The sequence below is a fragment of the Janthinobacterium sp. HH102 genome (assembly GCF_001758625.2).
GTDB lineage: Bacteria > Pseudomonadota > Gammaproteobacteria > Burkholderiales > Burkholderiaceae_D > Janthinobacterium.
The window spans coordinates 3898264-3914233 of sequence record NZ_CP062062.1 but is presented as its reverse complement, the minus strand read 5'-3'; the positions used below and the strand labels follow the sequence as shown (position 1 = coordinate 3914233).

The 15970-nt window shown below is 59.9% G+C and carries 15 protein-coding genes and 1 tRNA gene; 10 read left to right on the top strand and 6 right to left on the bottom strand.

Annotated elements, in window-relative coordinates; genetic code table 11:
• Positions 1 to 301 precede the first annotated feature (301 nt).
• From JAB4_RS17835 to JAB4_RS17820, 4 genes are all read left to right on the top strand, one after another.
• A complete protein-coding gene (locus JAB4_RS17835; RefSeq protein ID WP_070224426.1) occupies positions 302 to 1984 on the top strand; it encodes an isovaleryl-CoA dehydrogenase in 1683 nt (560 codons plus the stop codon).
• 146 nt (positions 1985 to 2130) lie between these two features.
• Positions 2131 to 2781: a uracil phosphoribosyltransferase gene (gene upp / locus JAB4_RS17830; RefSeq protein WP_070224425.1), complete on the top strand. Its 651-nt coding sequence runs from the start codon at positions 2131 to 2133 to the stop codon at positions 2779 to 2781.
• A gap of 21 nt (positions 2782 to 2802) precedes the next feature.
• Positions 2803 to 3165 (top strand): Hpt domain-containing protein, encoded by a 363-nt coding sequence (locus JAB4_RS17825; RefSeq protein ID WP_070224424.1) that lies wholly within the window; start codon positions 2803 to 2805, stop codon positions 3163 to 3165.
• Positions 3166 to 3463: 298 nt separating this feature from the next.
• Positions 3464 to 3667 (top strand): cold-shock protein, encoded by a 204-nt coding sequence (locus JAB4_RS17820; protein ID WP_010398811.1) that lies wholly within the window; start codon positions 3464 to 3466, stop codon positions 3665 to 3667.
• A gap of 1015 nt (positions 3668 to 4682) precedes the next feature.
• Here the strand turns inward: JAB4_RS17820 and JAB4_RS17815 are convergent.
• Positions 4683 to 5594 carry a LysR family transcriptional regulator gene (locus JAB4_RS17815; RefSeq protein ID WP_070223470.1) on the bottom strand — a complete coding sequence of 304 codons (912 nt, stop codon included), beginning with the start codon at positions 5592 to 5594 and terminating at the stop codon, positions 4683 to 4685.
• 216 nt (positions 5595 to 5810) lie between these two features.
• Here JAB4_RS17815 and aceB point away from each other — a divergent pair, with 216 nt between their 5' ends.
• Positions 5811 to 7409, top strand: a complete 1599-nt coding sequence (aceB, locus tag JAB4_RS17810; RefSeq protein WP_070223472.1) for a malate synthase A — start codon at positions 5811 to 5813, stop codon at positions 7407 to 7409.
• An 81-nt stretch (positions 7410 to 7490) separates the two neighbouring features.
• Here aceB and gloB read toward each other — a convergent pair whose 3' ends face one another.
• Positions 7491 to 8300, bottom strand: coding sequence for a hydroxyacylglutathione hydrolase (gene gloB, locus JAB4_RS17805; protein ID WP_070223473.1), 810 nt, complete (start codon positions 8298 to 8300; stop codon positions 7491 to 7493).
• Positions 8301 to 8319: 19 nt separating this feature from the next.
• Here gloB and JAB4_RS17800 point away from each other — a divergent pair, with 19 nt between their 5' ends.
• From JAB4_RS17800 to JAB4_RS17785, 4 genes are all read left to right on the top strand, one after another.
• A complete protein-coding gene (locus JAB4_RS17800) occupies positions 8320 to 9096 on the top strand; it encodes a class I SAM-dependent methyltransferase (RefSeq protein WP_070223474.1) in 777 nt (258 codons plus the stop codon).
• Positions 9089 to 9526: a ribonuclease HI gene (gene rnhA, locus JAB4_RS17795; protein ID WP_034784447.1), complete on the top strand. Its 438-nt coding sequence runs from the start codon at positions 9089 to 9091 to the stop codon at positions 9524 to 9526. Before JAB4_RS17800 ends, rnhA begins: the two co-directional genes overlap by 8 nt.
• Positions 9527 to 9731: 205 nt before the next feature.
• Positions 9732 to 10448 (top strand): DNA polymerase III subunit epsilon, encoded by a 717-nt coding sequence (dnaQ, locus tag JAB4_RS17790; protein ID WP_070223475.1) that lies wholly within the window; start codon positions 9732 to 9734, stop codon positions 10446 to 10448.
• An 81-nt stretch (positions 10449 to 10529) separates the two neighbouring features.
• Positions 10530 to 10604: transfer RNA gene (locus JAB4_RS17785), tRNA-Val, on the top strand.
• A gap of 417 nt (positions 10605 to 11021) precedes the next feature.
• On the opposite strand, the gene JAB4_RS17780 is transcribed toward JAB4_RS17785, so the two are convergent.
• Both JAB4_RS17780 and JAB4_RS17775 read right to left on the bottom strand, forming a co-directional pair.
• Positions 11022 to 11885: a methyltransferase domain-containing protein gene (locus JAB4_RS17780; RefSeq protein ID WP_070223476.1), complete on the bottom strand. Its 864-nt coding sequence runs from the start codon at positions 11883 to 11885 to the stop codon at positions 11022 to 11024.
• Positions 11886 to 12252: 367 nt separating this feature from the next.
• Positions 12253 to 13146 carry an NAD(P)/FAD-dependent oxidoreductase gene (locus JAB4_RS17775; protein ID WP_070223477.1) on the bottom strand — a complete coding sequence of 298 codons (894 nt, stop codon included), beginning with the start codon at positions 13144 to 13146 and terminating at the stop codon, positions 12253 to 12255.
• 135 nt (positions 13147 to 13281) lie between these two features.
• Here JAB4_RS17775 and JAB4_RS17770 point away from each other — a divergent pair, with 135 nt between their 5' ends.
• Positions 13282 to 13935, top strand: coding sequence for a TetR/AcrR family transcriptional regulator (locus tag JAB4_RS17770; RefSeq protein WP_070223480.1), 654 nt, complete (start codon positions 13282 to 13284; stop codon positions 13933 to 13935).
• A gap of 232 nt (positions 13936 to 14167) precedes the next feature.
• On the opposite strand, the gene JAB4_RS17765 is transcribed toward JAB4_RS17770, so the two are convergent.
• Positions 14168 to 14659, bottom strand: coding sequence for a hypothetical protein (locus JAB4_RS17765; protein WP_070223482.1), 492 nt, complete (start codon positions 14657 to 14659; stop codon positions 14168 to 14170).
• 314 nt (positions 14660 to 14973) lie between these two features.
• Positions 14974 to 15888, bottom strand: a complete 915-nt coding sequence (locus JAB4_RS17760; protein WP_139143842.1) for a hypothetical protein — start codon at positions 15886 to 15888, stop codon at positions 14974 to 14976.
• Positions 15889 to 15970: the final 82 nt, after the last annotated feature.

Sequence of the window (15970 nt, the reverse complement as noted above, 5' to 3'; positions counted from 1 at the left end):
GGCCGGAAGGGCGGCTATCGGAACGCGATCCACACGAAATGTATCATTGAAAAGCATTCGATTACATGAAATAAAGCAACATTGCTTCAGGTTTTGTAAATATTCCTGCCTTCCATGAAAAAAATCATGCCGCGCGACACACATGGGTATTTTCATTCCACGTGGAAACATTTATCTGCGCTTGCTTCCCCTGGCGCGCTTGCCCCGCCTTGCGCTTTGCGCTAGTCTGGCTGGCAGACGGTGTTGACGGCGCGCCCGCGGCAGGCAAGGGCGCCATGATAACAAATCGCGGGAGACCCCCATGAATGCTTTTGATACGCATGAAGTTTTCAACCAGGCCACGCCGTTTGAAAACGTCAACCTGTTCGCCTGCGACCCGGCGCTGATCGAAGCGCTGCTGCGAGAAGGCGGCGGCGCGGCGCTGCAGGAGCTCGACGCGCTGGGCGACAAGCTGGGCCGGGCCGAGACGTACGCGCTGGCGCGTCTGGCCAATATCCACACGCCCGAACTGCAGCAGTTCGACCGGTCCGGCCGGCGCATCGACGAAGTGCTGTTCCATCCGGCCTGGCATGAACTGATGGACATCCTCGTGGGCGCCGGCGCGCACGCGTCGCCCTGGGCCTCGCCCGGTCCTGGCGCCCAGGTGGCGCGCGCGGCCGCCTATCTATTAGTGGGACAGGTGGAAAACGGCACGCAGTGTCCCGTGACGATGACGTATGCCTCGGTGCCTGCCCTGCGCCAGGCGCTGGATCTGCCGCAGATCGCGCAGCGCTGGCTGCCGAAAATCCTGTCGCGCGAATACGATCCCCGCTCCTTGCCCGTGGAACAAAAACGGGGCGCCCTGGTCGGCATGGGCATGACGGAAAAACAGGGCGGCTCGGACGTGCGCAGCAATACCACGCGCGCCGTGCCCGTGCCGCCGGACGAGGCGCAAGCGCTGTTCGGTGCAGAGGCAGGGGGCGCCTGGCGCATCGTCGGCCACAAATGGTTTTTCTCGGCGCCCCAGTGCGACGCGCATCTGATCCTGGCGCAGGCGGACGAGGGTGGACTGTCGTGTTTCTTTTTGCCCCGCTACCTGCCCGACGGCAGCCGCAACGCCATCCGCGTGCAGCGCCTGAAAGATAAACTGGGCAACCGCTCGAACGCCTCGTCGGAGGTGGAGTTCACCAATGCCTATGGCTGGCTCGTGGGGCAGCCGGGGCGCGGCATTCCCACCATCCTGGAAATGGCCAGCCATACGCGCCTCGATTGCGTGCTGGGCAGCACCGGCATCATGCGCGCCGCCTTGACGCAGGCGCTGCACCATGCGCGCCAGCGGGCCGTGTTCGGCAAGCCGCTGGCCGAGCAGCCGCTGATGCAAAACGTGCTGGCCGACCTCGCGCTCGAGTCGGAAGCTGCCACGGCTTTTGCGCTGCGCCTGGCCCGCTGTTTCGATGAAAAGGACGATGCAGGGCAGGCGATGCTGGCGCGCGTGCTCACGCCGGCCGGCAAGTACTGGATCTGCAAGCGGGGGCCAGGCTTTGGCGCGGAAGCCATGGAAGTGCTGGGCGGCACGGGCTATGTGGAAGAGGCGCCGCTGGCGCGCCTGTACCGCGAACTGCCCGTCAACTCGATCTGGGAAGGCTCGGGCAACGTCATGTGCCTCGATGTCTTGCGCGCCTTCGGCAAGTCGCCTGCCGCGCGCGACGCCCTGGCGGCCGAGCTGGCGCTGGCCGGCGATGATGACGCTTCCTTTGTTGCCTGCCGCGCGCGCCTGCTGGCCGACCTGGATGGAGCGCAAACGGATGAATTTGGCGCGCGGCAATTGTCCGAGCGCATCGTGCTGGCCGTGCAGGCGGCCTTGCTGCTGCGCCATGCGCCACCGTTCGTTGCGCAAGCCTTCCTGCAGTCGAGGCTGGTGCAGGCGCCGGGCGGAGCGTATGGCCGCTTGCCGGCGGGCACCGATTGCGCGGCCATCCTGGCGCGCGCGCTGCGCGAGTATTGATTTCAATAAATCCGAATATTTCGAAAATTCCGGCCACAGGCGGGCTGCGGACTGGGATAATGCTGCAATCCATGATTTTATCGACACACAGCGCGCTTGCGGTGCATGCTTGCCGCCGCGCCAGAGAGTAGAGAAAGAAAAACAATATGAAACAAGACCCACGCTTCCCGAATTTGTTCGTTACCGATCACCCGTTGATCCAGCACAAACTGAGCCACATGCGCGAGCACGACACGTCGACGCGCACCTTTCGCGAATTGCTCAAGGAAATCACTTTGCTGATGGGCTATGAAATCACGCGCGATCTGCCGCTGACCACGCGCGAAATCAAGACCCCGCTGGTGACCATCGATGCGCCCGTCATCGCCGGCAAGAAACTGGCCATCGTGCCCATCCTGCGCGCAGGCATCGGCATGAGCGATGGCTTGCTGAACCTGGTGCCGTCGGCGCGCGTGGGCCATATCGGCGTGTACCGCGACCCGGCCACGCACATGCCCGTGGAATACCTGGTGCGCCTGCCGGACCTGAACGAGCGCACTTTCATCCTGTGCGACCCGATGGTGGCGACCGGCAATTCGGCCGTGTATGCCGTCGATGTGCTGAAAAAACGGGGCGTGACGGACGAGCAGATCATCTTCCTGGCCCTGGTGGCCGCACCGGAAGGCGTGACCGTGTTCCAGAACGCGCACCCGAACGTCAAGATGTTCTGCGCCGCGCTCGACTCGCACCTGGATGACCACGCCTACATCGTGCCGGGCCTGGGCGACGCCGGCGACCGTATCTTCGGCACCAAGTAAGTCATTCAGGCGAGTATTGCGATGGCAACCTTGATCGATCCGGATTTCCGCACGCGTTTGCGTGCATTGAACGAAAAGTATGCGGCCAGCGTGCCGGCCCTGATGCAGGCGATTGCGCAGGCAAGCGGCCGCTGCGACAGCGAAGGCGCCCGTCTGGAACCGTTGACGGAGCTGCACCGCGCGCTGCACGCGGTGGCTGGCTCGGCCGCCACCTTCGGCTTTGCCGCGCTGGGCCAGGAATGCCGGCGCATCGAACAGCTGGTGCGCGCCATGCTCAATACCCCAGCGCAAGCGGTGGCGGAATGGCCCGCCTTGCGGGCGCAAGTGACGGCGCTACTGGACTGGGCAGAACGTGATGCGGGCGCCACCCATTTCACCGCGTGAGCGACAGCACTACAGAGATGTGGTTGCAATGATTCATTTGATGCAACGCAAAGCACCCGCGTCGAAGATTAGGATATAGTGTCTCCATGCCGCTGGTAAAGGGCGCCGCAAGACGGGGATTTGGCTATTAAAGTAGTGTTCGCAAGTTTATTTTGCGAAAGAATGGTTTTTCTCAGTTTTGTTGGTATAATTGGGCATCGTTGGATTCGAGGTAGTAGTGCAGTTTGTCTGTCATTTCTTTCTTGCTTCAAACGATATAACGGGCGCAAGCCCAACTTAACTGAAATAGGAAATTGTAATGGCAACTGGCATCGTAAAATGGTTCAATGATTCGAAGGGTTTCGGCTTTATTACCCCTGACGAAGGCGGCGAAGATCTGTTCGCTCACTTCTCGGCTATCCAGTCGAACGGCTTCAAGTCCCTGCAAGAGAACCAACGCGTTTCTTTTGAAGTGACCGCTGGCCCTAAAGGCAAGCAAGCTTCGAACATTCAGCCAATCTAATACGCTGGATCAAACGAAATAAAGAAATCCTCGGTCTCCGAGGATTTTTTTTCGCCTGAATTTCCGTGAGGTATGGGTTTTTCGTGGGCTGCGCGCTCTTTTGGCGTGCTTGCGTCACCGTGTAGGTCGGCTTAGCGCTTGCGCGTAAGCCGACATTGGCGGTGCTGGCGAGGTGCATGGGCTGGCGGTGTCGGCTTACGCTGCGCTAAGCCGACCTACGCCGACTTACGTCGACCTACGTCGACCTACGCTGACCCATGCCGGCCTGCGTCTGGTACGTCGCAGTGCGCAATCAAGCCATTGCGAACACCAGTGATTTTTGGCCGGCATGCCTCGCCGGGCAGGCGGGTAGCTGGTAGGTCGGCTTAGCGCTTGCGCGTAAGCCGACAATGGCGGTGCTGGCGAGGTGCATGGGCTGGCGGTGTCGGCTTACGCTGCGCTAAGCCGACCTACGCCGACCTACGCCGACTTGCGTCGACCTACGCTGCCCCATGCCGACCTGCGTCTCGCACGTCGCGGTGCGCAATCAAGCCATTGCGAACCCCAGTGATTTTTGGCCGGCCTGCCTCGCCGGGCAGGCGGGTAGCTGGTAGGTCGGCTTAGCGCTTGCGCGTAAGCCGACAATGGCGGTGCTGGCGAGGTGCATGGGCTGGCGGTGTCGGCTTACGCTGCGCTAAGCCGACCTACGCCGACTTGCGTCGACCTACGCTGACCCATGCTGGCCTGCGTCTGGTACGTCGCGGTGCGCAATCAAGCCATTGCGAACACCAGTGATTTTTGGCCGGCATGCCTCGCCGGGCAGGCGGGTAGCTGGTAGGTCGGCTTAGCGCTTGCGCGTAAGCCGACAATGGCGGTGCTGGCGAGGTGCATGGGCTGGCGGTGTCGGCTTACGCTGCGCTAAGCCGACCTACGCCGACCTTGGCCGACCTACGCACGATCAGGGGGCTGAAGTTGTTCCCTCATGCGTCACGACGGGGGGGCAAAACCGTCGCGCAGCAGCTTGGGTCCGGCATCCTCAGATGGCGCGCTCGCGCCAGTAGTCGGGTTGGGAATATGCATGCCGCAAAAAATCCACAAATGCCCGTATGCGCAGCGGCAAGTGGCGGCGCTGGGCGAAGACGGCATAAATATCGTTGCCCGGCGCGGCGAACTGGTCCAGCACCGTCACCAGCTGGCCCGATTCGATCTCCGCGCCCACTTCCCACATCGAGCGCCACGCCAGGCCTTTGCCTGCCAGGGCCCAGTCGTGCAGCACTTCGCCATCGTTGCAGACCATATTGCCTGCTACTTTCAGAATCACATTCTTGCCGTTTTCGCGGAAGGTCCAGCCCCGCTGGCTGCCTTCGCTGCTGATCGCCAGGCAATTGTGCTTGGCTAGGTCGGCCGGGATACGCGGCGTGCCCGCCCGTTTCAGATAGGCGGCCGAGCCGACCAGCACGCGCTGGTTGTCGGCCAGTTTGGTGCTCACGAGCGAGGAATCGGACAGGCTGGCGATGCGGATGGCCACGTCGATGCCTTCGCCGATCAGGTCGACGAGGCGGTCGTTCAGATTCAGCGACACCGTCACGTCGCGGTGCTCGGCGACAAACGAGGGGATCAATGGCGCCACGTGCTGGCGCCCGAAGCCGGCCGGTGCGGAAATGAGCAGATGGCCGCTGGCCTTCACGCTGCGCTCGGCCACGGCCGCTTCCGCCTCTTCCAGTTCCCCCAGAATGCGCTGGCAATCTTCCAGGAAAGCGGCGCCTTCATTCGTGAGCGCCAGCTTGCGCGTCGTACGCTGCAGCAATTTGACGCCCAGGCGCTGCTCCAGCGCATCGAGACGCCGGCCTATCATGGCCGGCGCGATGCCTTCCGCGCGCGCGGCGGCCGACAGGCTGCCCTTGGCCACCACTTCCACGAAGGTCGATATTTGTCTGAACTGGCCCATGTGTTGCTCCCGCTATGTCATCACTTGTGATAAAAACGCATAGATGAAGTGATTTTTAATCTCGTTTCCATGCCTTATAGTGCAATACTATAGAACAAACGCGCCGCCTGGCAGAGTGTTTTTGCGCCTCTGTCCAGCTTGCCTGCGCAGTTGTTGCGCTTATACTTGGATCACCAGATTTCCTTTGCTTATATTGACTAAAAACCGGAGAACTTCATGACGCAGAACACGATCGCACTTCCCGATGGCATGCAAATCACGGGTGACATCGCCCCCGGCTACGAACAGATTTTGACGCCGGCCGCGCTGGCGCTGGTGGCCAAGCTGACGCGTGCATTCGAGCCGCGCCGCCAGGAGTTGCTGGCCGTGCGCGTGGAACGGGCCAAGCGCCTCGACGCGGGCGAGCGTCCTGATTTTCTGCCAGAAACCGCGCACATCCGCGACGGCGACTGGAAGATCGCGCCGATTCCGAAGGCGCTGGAATGCCGCCGCGTGGAAATCACCGGTCCCGTCGAGCGCAAGATGGTCATCAACGCCTTCAATTCCGGCGCGGACAGCTACATGACGGACTTCGAGGATTCGAACACGCCGAACTGGGATAACCAGATCACGGGCCAGATCAATATGTATGACGCCGTGCGCAAGACGATTTCGCTCGAGCAAAATGGCAAGTCGTACAAGCTCAACGACAAGATCGCGACCCTAGTTGTGCGTCCGCGCGGCTGGCACCTCGATGAAAAGCACGTGCTGGTCGACGGCAAGCGCATTTCCGGCGGCATTTTTGATTTCGCCCTGTTCATGTTCCATAACGCCAAGGAGCAGCTGGCGCGCGGCGCCGGCCCGTATTTCTACCTGCCGAAGATGGAATCGCACCTGGAAGCGCGCCTGTGGAACGACATCTTCGTCATGACGCAAAACGAACTGGGCTTGCCACAAGGCACGATCAAGGCGACGGTGCTGATCGAAACCATCTTGGCCGCGTTTGAAATGGATGAAATCCTGTACGAACTGAAGGAGCACAGCTCGGGCCTGAACGCGGGCCGCTGGGATTACATCTTCTCGTGTATCAAGAAATTCAAGCTGGACAAGGATTTCTGCCTGGCCGACCGCGCGAAAGTCACGATGACGGCGCCCTTCATGCGCGCCTACGCCTTGCTGCTGCTGAAAACCTGCCACAAACGTGGTGCACCGGCCATCGGCGGCATGGCGGCCTTGATCCCGATCAAGAATGATCCGGAAAAGAACGACATCGCCATGGGCGGCGTGCGCAACGACAAGGCGCGCGACGCCACCGACGGCTATGACGGCGGCTGGGTTGCCCATCCGGGTCTGGTGGAACTGGCCATGGGCGAGTTCACGAAAGTGCTGGGCGACAAACCGAACCAGATCGAGAAGCAGCGTCCCGACATCGATGTCAAGGCATCGGACTTGCTGAACTTCCAGCCGGAAGCGCCGATTACGGAAGCCGGTTTGCGTTACAACATCAACGTGGGCATCCACTACCTGGGCAGCTGGCTGGCCGGCAACGGTTGTGTGCCCATCCACAACCTGATGGAAGACGCGGCCACGGCCGAGATCAGCCGCTCGCAAGTGTGGCAGTGGATTCGTTCCAGCAAGGGCGTGCTGGAAGACGGCCGCAAGGTGACGGCAGACATGGTGCGCGCCATGATTCCGGAAGAGCTGGCCAAGGTGCAGCGCGATGCGCCGGGCGGCAATGGTCCGACCTATGTGCGCGCCGGCCAGATTTTCGAGGAAATGTCGACGTCGGAATCGTTCGCCGAATTCCTGACCTTGCCGCTGTACGAAGAAATCTGATCCTGAGCAAATAACCGTATAAAAAAATCCCGGCGATGCCATCAGCATCTGCCGGGATTTTTTTATGGCGAAAGGGTACGTTTAAAAATTATTTTTCCACATCCGCAAGGCTGCAAACGCTTCGACGGGCGAAGCATCGGTGGTCAGCTTGCCTTCCACCTTCAGGCTGCTCAGGATGGCCGGTTCGCGGTAGCGCAGGAAGGGGTTCGTGGCCTTTTCAAGGGCAATGGTCGACGGCACGGTCGATAAACCCTGCTGGCGCTTTTCCGTGTCGATGGCGATGCGTTCCTGCAAGGCCACATTGCCCGGCTCGACGGCGTTAGCGAAGCGCAAATTGGACAAGGTGTACTCATGCGCGCAAAATACCTCGGTATCGTCGGGCAGGGCGGCCAGCTTGCCCAGCGAGTCGGCCATCTGGCCCGGCGTGCCTTCGAACAGGCGGCCGCATCCGCCCGCAAACAGGGTGTCGCCGGAAAACAGCCACGGTGCGCCGCTGCGCTCGTCGCGCTGGCGCACGTAGGCGATATGCCCCTTCGTATGGCCGGGCACGTCGATGACGGTCATTTGCAAGCCCAGCTCGGGCACGTAAGCGACATCGCCTTCGGCAAGCGGTTCCGTGATGGCTGTGATAGCCTCATTGCGAGGGCCGAAGACGGGGACGGCGAAATGCTGCAACAATTCAGGCACGCCACCCGTGTGGTCGGCGTGGTGATGCGTGAGTAAAATGGCGGACAAGGTCAACTGATGGGCTTTGAGCGCATCGAGGATGGCCATCGCATCGCCGGGGTCGACCACGGCGGCGTGGCGGCCGTCATGGATCAGCCACAGGTAATTGTCGGCAAAGGCGGGCACGGCAAGTACCGATAAAGCGTGTTCAGGGGAGTGTGTCATGAGCAAAAGAGAAAACTGAATGGACAGTGTGGCATCCGAAAAATCCATTATAGCGCTTGACGGCTGGCTGCAGACGCCGGCCGGTGTGTACGTGCGCGCCTGGGAACAGCAATGTCTCGACAGTCTGACCGTCGACATCTTCGGTTTTAATGCCGTGCAGATCGGTTTGCCCCAGCTCGACGCACTGGCCGCCAACCGCATGCCGAACAAATGGCTGCTCGATTCGCGCCTGCCATCGCGTCCGCCGCAGGACAGCCGCCTCACCCTCGTGTCGGCTTTTGACGAGTTGCCGTTCGACTCGCAAAGCCTGGACCTCGTGGTCTTGCCGCACGTGCTTGAATTTGCCGCCGAGCCGCACCAGGTCTTGCGCGAAGTCGAGCGCGTGCTGATCCCCGAGGGGCGCGTGATCGTCTGCGGCTTCAATCCGGCCAGCCTGTGGGGCGTGCGCCAGGGGCTGGGGCGGGTCACGGGACGCCATTACCTGCCGCAGGCGGGCGAGCTGATCTCTATGCCGCGCATGAAAGACTGGTTAAAATTGCTGAACATGGGCGTCAGCCAAAGCTACTTCGGCTGCTACGCACCTGCCTGCAGGACAGAAAAATGGCTGCGCCGCAACGCTTTCATGGACAAGGCGGGCGCGCGCTGGTGGCCATATCTGGGCGCAGTGTATATAGTGCAGGCGATCAAGCGCGTCAAAGGGATGCGTTTGATCGGTCCGGCGTGGACCAAGAAACCGGCGACGGCGCCCGCAGGCGCACCGGTCACGAATAAAAGGCGGGAACAGCAAGATGGATAAGGTAGAGATTTACGCCGATGGCGCATGCAAGGGCAATCCCGGCACGGGCGGTTGGGGCGCGCTGATGGTAGCCGATGGCGCCAAGAAAGAAATTTACGGCGGGGAACTCAATACGACGAATAACCGCATGGAATTGAAGGCCGTGATCGAAGCCTTGACGGCGCTCAAACGTCCGTGCCAGGTGGTGCTGTATACCGATAGCCAGTATGTCCAGAAGGGCATCAGCGAATGGATCCACGGCTGGAAGGCGCGCGGCTGGAAAACGGCGGCCAAGGCGCCCGTGAAAAACGTCGACCTGTGGCAGGCCCTCGATACGGCCCAGGCCGTGCATGAAGTGGAATGGCGCTGGGTGCGCGGCCACAATGGCCATCCTGGCAATGAGCGAGCCGATCAGCTGGCCAACCTGGGCGTGGAAACTGTGCGCGCGTAAGAACGCCCAACCCAACCTACTGCGCGTCGCGCTTTGCGGCCTGTGATGCTCGCCGTACTAGAGTACGGTTGCGCTTCTCGGCCACAAATCACTGCCGCTCGCTACGGTTTTGTTGGGCGTTCGAACATGTCTGGGTGCGATTGCAGCAGCACACAGGTTTGCTATACTGTGCCCTTCGCTTTTTGCTTTTACGAATGAATCCGCCATGCGTCAAATTGTTCTCGATACTGAAACCACCGGCCTGAACCCGCGTACGGGCGACCGCATCCTGGAGATCGGGGCGGTCGAACTGAACAACCGCATGTTGACGGGGAATAATTTCCATCATTACATCAATCCCGAGCGCGATTCGGAAGAGGGTGCGCTGGCCGTCCACGGATTGACGACGGAATTTCTCAGCGACAAGCCGAAATTCGCGGAAATCGCCGACGAATTCCGCGCCTACATCGCCGGCGCCGAACTGATCATCCACAACGCCCCGTTCGATATCGGCTTCCTCAACGCGGAATTCAAGCGCCTGAACCTGCCGCCCGTGCATGAACAAGTGGTTGGCGTGATTGATACCCTGGTGCAGGCGAAGGAAATGCATCCGGGCAAGCGCAACTCGCTCGACGCCCTGTGTGACCGCTACGGCGTCTCGAACGCCCACCGCAAGCTGCACGGCGCGCTGCTCGACTCCGAATTGCTGGCCGACGTCTACCTGGCCATGACGCGCGGGCAAAACAGCCTGAGCATGGAAGAAGAGGTGGAAGTGGCCGCCGACGGCGCCGTGCTGGAAATCGTGCCCCTGGCCGAAGTCATCTTCCAGAGCGCCACGGCCGACGAGCTCGCCGCCCACGAATCCACCATCGCCGGCCTCGACAAGGCTGCCAAAGGCCAGTGCATCTGGACCGCCGTCACGTCGCCGCCAGCGGCCGCCTGAGAAAAAAGCGGGGCATGGTAAATTTCCTCTTGCCAGCCCTTGCAGATGCCGCAACACCTATGCGATAATTCGCCTCGCTTCGGGAGGTTAGCTCAGGGGTAGAGCACTGCATTCACACTGCAGGGGTCGCAAGTTCGAAACTTGCACTTCCCACCAAATTTTTCGTTTGTATTCAATGACTCAGGATTTCATCTTTTGTCTGAATACGAACTTGGGGCAAACTTGGGGCAATGGGATTTTCGTCCATTGTCCAGTCCCAAACGATACGGCCGCTTCCTGCGGCCGTTTTCATATCAAGCAGGCTTACGCCTATCATATCTCTTCCTTGCTCTCAAAGCCTAAGCCACGCATGTCGTCTGCTATCGGCCGGGCGGAAACGGTCGGTCGCGACCTTCAGCAGTCCCTGCAAGCTCATATTTTTATCTGGACGACCAATAAAGTCGGACATCCTAGACGGCACATTTTTCATCGCAGCGCCAGTGGCGTCAGAGCCACGCCAGACGGGATATCAATCTGCCCGGCCCAAGGCGCCCCGTTCCACCAAGCGGCGGGCGTCTCCCGTGTTAATCCGTGTCAACTTGCCGGATTGCGCGCCGTGACGATCCATGCCGCGCCGTCGATCATCACCGAGTGCTCGCCGGGGCGGCCCGCGAAGACGGTACGGACGGCGACCGCGGCGCGGGCACGGATCTCATCGGGCTGAGCGGCGAGTACGCGCGACAGCGGGCCGACCTCGAGCGCCATCTTCACCGCGTCGTCGATCGCAGCGTCCCGCGTTCCGCCCTCGCCGAACGGGACGGAAGCATCGAAGGGCGCGATAGCGATATCGGTGAAACCGGCTGCCGTCAGGATGCGCGTCACCCGATCCCGCTCGCCGAACGAAAACGGGCCGGGCGCTTCGGGATCGGGCGGCGCGGTCAGCGCGACGATGCCCTTTATCGCGCCCATCGGCAGGCGCATCCATTCGTTCTCGGCCGCGCCGCGCCAGCAGACGAAAACGACCCGCCCGCCCGGCCGCAGCGCGCGTCGCATATGGGCGAACGCCCCTGTTGGATCGCCGAAGAACATCACTCCGAAGCGCGAGAACAGGATGTCGAACGCGCCTTCCGGCAACTCGGCACTGCTGGCGTCGGCTACCAGGAACTGGGCCGGCGTATGTTGTGGCGTAAGCGTGCGTGCGCGGCCGATCAGCGATTCGGATATGTCCACGCCCAGCACTTGCCCCTGCGCGCCGACGCGGGCGGCCAGAGCCAGACTCGACGCGCCTGCGCCGCAGCCGACGTCCAGCACGCGCTCGCCCGTCGCGGGCGCGGCGGCTTCGATCGCGGCTTGGCCGAACACCGCCACCATGGCATCAAGCCGGGCCTGGTTTGCGACCCAGCGTTCTCCGCTTTGATGATTCCAGTTGGCGACCTGATAGGCATTTTGCTCTGTCATGCTATCTCCTTGTTCTGATTTGTTCTTGACTAGACCCCTTTTGTCGAGGCAGGGGGGGGATGACACGAGTCGGCCCCACGCCGCGATCCGTTCCGCGATCGCCTCGGGGGCCTCGATGTGTAGGAAGTGGTCGACGTCGGGGGGACGACCGCCATCGCATGCCGTGCGGCGAACCGATGGCGGTCCTCGACCTGCGCGGAGAGGATCTCATGAACGTGAGTGGGTGAGGAATTGCGAGCGCGGCCGCGCGTTCGATCTGTTCCGCCGCCAACCCCGACAGCAGCGCTCCCGGATAGATGACGGGCGGAGGGATGCGTACACCGGCGCTGTCGGGTTCGATGGCCATGCTCATCACAAATCTGTGCCCTCAAACCAGCATCGACTGCTGAGCGGAGATACCCGCCGTTGCGCCCTGCGATATTGCCGTGGTGACCGAGGCCATGGCTGGGTTTGCAAGATCGCCGGCGGCGTAGATGCCGGGTATGCTGGTTTCGCGGCGCTCGTCGACCTTGATGGCGATGCCCAGTGGCGTATTGACTGTAGCGAGGCCCAGTGATTCATGCAGGCTTGCGGACGGCTTGTTGCGCGGATGCGCAAACAGGATGTCGACCGCGACATTGGTGGCGGTATCGAGCTTGACAGTGGCATTTTCGCCTCCGTGTCGGGTGATTTCCATGATTCGGCCATCGACGACAGGTATGTTGCGGCGCGCCAGATCGGCCCGGATATCGGGTGGAATGTCGTGCCCATCGGCGAAGACCGTCAGCGTCTCGGTCCAATCGCCGTACAGCCTGACATAATTGTGCGACTGCGGACCGGACCAGACAAGGCCCCAATGCTGGCCGGCGACTTCAAAACCGTCACAATAGGGGCAGGGCACAATGGACGTGCCCCAGCCTTCGGCGAAGCCCGGGATATCAGGCATTTGATCGACGACGCCATAGCTCAGGATCAGGCGACGTGCCCTTAGGCTTTCGTTATCGTCAGTGACGACGCAGAAATCGTCGATCGTACCGGAGATGCATTCGGCACGGGCAGTGACCAGCCTGATCGTTGGATAGCGCGCCAGCTGCTGCCGCGCCTCGACCAGGATGTCCAGCGGCGGCTTGTGATCGTGGCCGAGCAGACCATGCGAATGGCCGGCAAAGCGGTTGCGCGGCCGGCAACTGTCGAGGACCGTGACCTTGCGGCGGGCACGGCCGAGCTGCAGGGCGGCGGCGAGGCCAGCAAAGCTGCCGCCGATAATGATGACGTCATTCATGGTGATGGACTCCGTGTGTGGGTGAGGGCTGGGTAGGGCTTGGCGCGCAATAACCTGTCCATTGGGTTTGCACCTTTTGGATACTATGTGGTATCCTAATTAAAGAATTGGATACTGTCAAGTACTGGAATTTTTATGACTGAAAAAAATCAGGGCCGGCGCGGCCGGCCAACCAACGAGGCGCTTGGCCAAACGATCGCCGACGCGGCGTGCGAGCTTTTTGTGGAATTGGGTTTTCAAGCGACGACAATGGACAAGGTCGCCCAGCGGGCGAAGATATCCAAGCTAAGCATCTATCGGCACTTCGAGAACAAGGAGGCGCTGTTTAGCGCTGCCATCGCGGCCCGCTGCCATCAGTTTGCACCGCAGGCCCTGTTTGAAGGCGTAGACGGTTCGGCCGAGGATCAGCTCATGGCGGTGGGATCATCCCTGCTTCGCACGTTCTTGAACCCGGACGTCCGTCGTATCGAAGCCATGATCATGGCCGACAAGACGAATCAACAGTCGCTAAGCAAGCTCCAATACGAAGCAGGCCCCGCCCATGTCATCGCCCAAATCGAGGCCCTGTTGCGTCAGTTGCACGCGAAGGAGGTTCTGCATGTGCCAGATCCTCTCCGGTCTGCCCGCTTGTTTGCCGCGCTGTTAAAAGGTTCCGATCTGCTGATCATCGCACGCTTCAATGAAGCGATAGCGGAGGACGACAACGAAATCGAATCCTATTGCCGGTCCGCAGTCGCCATGTTCATCGCCGCGCACGGTGGCAACGACCATGCGGGCGGATGCAGCTGATTGCTCCGGGCAGTTCATAGTAGCGGAGGGGGGCTTGGTGGTGCGAAAACTTGCCAGACAGTGCCAGGCTGAAAACGAAAACAGCCCGCATTTAGGCGGGCTGAGAGGTGCTTTAGTGCTCTTTGGTGTCGGCTTATGCCTGACGCGGGACCATCCCACTCGATTACTTTTTGACTGACGGGTACATTAAACCACTGCACTGACTCGTTTGCCTCATCCGAAGTCGGGTAACTTATCTGAATGGCTGTTGACGAAGATGAGGCGAGCGAATTCGTTCGACAAATAGACCTAGATCGCGTGCGATCGCAATCGACCGCTCGCATTTCGAGGGTACTCCGATGTACATGTAGTAGTCGTAGCCAAAGTGGACATACGCCTTGCCTGGCACGACGAGTTTTCCCCAGGCCTCTTCGCGAAGGACAAGACGCGCGAAATCGAGGCTTTGAGCAATAGATAGGTTCCCCCGGTGCAGAAAGCCATCTGCGGGGGCGTCGCGACATTCCAATGCCGTCAACGCCAATGACTCGATACCTGCCTCATCCAGGAAACTTTTCATAGCGGACAGGTAGCTATTTTCAACATTCAGATACACCGCCTCAGACAGCATCCCACCGTCAAATACCCGTCCGATATCAGATCGCGAAGTCCAATCGCAGCCTGTGTATCCGCCTGTCGCATCTCTCAGCGAGGGGTCATATTTTGTTACACGGTATTGATTCTTCATGGTCGCGATTCAGGCAGAAGGGAACTGAGCAAATCCATCACTGACAAAGGCTGCTTTTGGCTGCGGGTTCAATCGATCAACGCAACACTTTAACTTAAATGCATCATTGCAGAGCTGAATAGATAGGCCAGACCCGATCTCGTCGTTGGAGCGGGCAGCTACGAGATCGCACACCAGGTGCCTGGCAGGACGCCCATGCCAAACACGATCCATCGGTTTTTCATCTTTCAAGAACTATGTCTCAGGAGCGTCTAAGCTACTGGCGCCGATTCATCACTGGAAATTGAGCGAAGAAAAACGTGCTTTTGTTTCCTTCAATGCATTGGATGGCATGCGACAATTTCCATTAGCTCCGCTGCAGCCTTAGAGGCTTGCTCGATCGTCAGTGAGTATTCTTTTCTAAAACTGCGAACCAATTGCATCCTTTCTCCGGCTTTGGCAAAAGAAATCAATTCTGAAGAACCCACAAAAATACCGCCGAGCACTATCGGTTCACCCTTGCGCGAAATCGGAAGGGCTGGAACAATTTCAATCATAGACTGTGCAACACCAGCCTGTATGAGAGCATTTGAAAACTCGCTGCGGACTATCCAACGTACTTCCCCACGTCTTTTCAGCAGATGCTCAACAGGCAGTAGCTGCGTTAGCGCTCCGCAAAATCGCTCCATACCGGACGCATCAACTATCAAGTCACCGTCATCGGCAAGCATCCGCAAATGGCTTTCGACCTCGCACGCGTCATTTGCATGCACCCACGGTGCAAGCCGAAGATGCGTCGGCTTATAGTTGATGATGCTGACGGGCGGCTGCAGGTCTAAATAGCTCCGCACAATCTCGAGCAGTTCGCCAGCAGGCCCGCTGCAACGGTCAAAGGGCAAACATTCAAACACAGCAGCCAGCATCGTGTGTGCAGCGCACCCTTCTTTCGGACTCCACAACGAAAACAACTGAGGCTTCGAACTCGAGGAACCGAAAACTCCGTTAATGCTAATTCCATCCAAGCCAAGCTGATTCCACTGTTCATCCCACTCCATTAACATGGCGGAAGAACGTCTATGGAGTGTCGCCATTTGTTCACTTTCGACTGGCAAACTATGTGTAATGCGCGGAAGAAGGCCTGTCTGAAGGGCTTCAAATGTGGCCAGTCCCGTGGCCTCACCTTCAATCCGAATTGAACATTGGCGATGGAAGGAGGGAGAGATATTGAGGACGAGATCGAAAATGGACATATCTTTTTAATATTTTTAATGAAAGTTCAGTCTTGCCCGCTGATGCTTCAGTACTTGTCAATAGTTCACTGACGAGATTAGA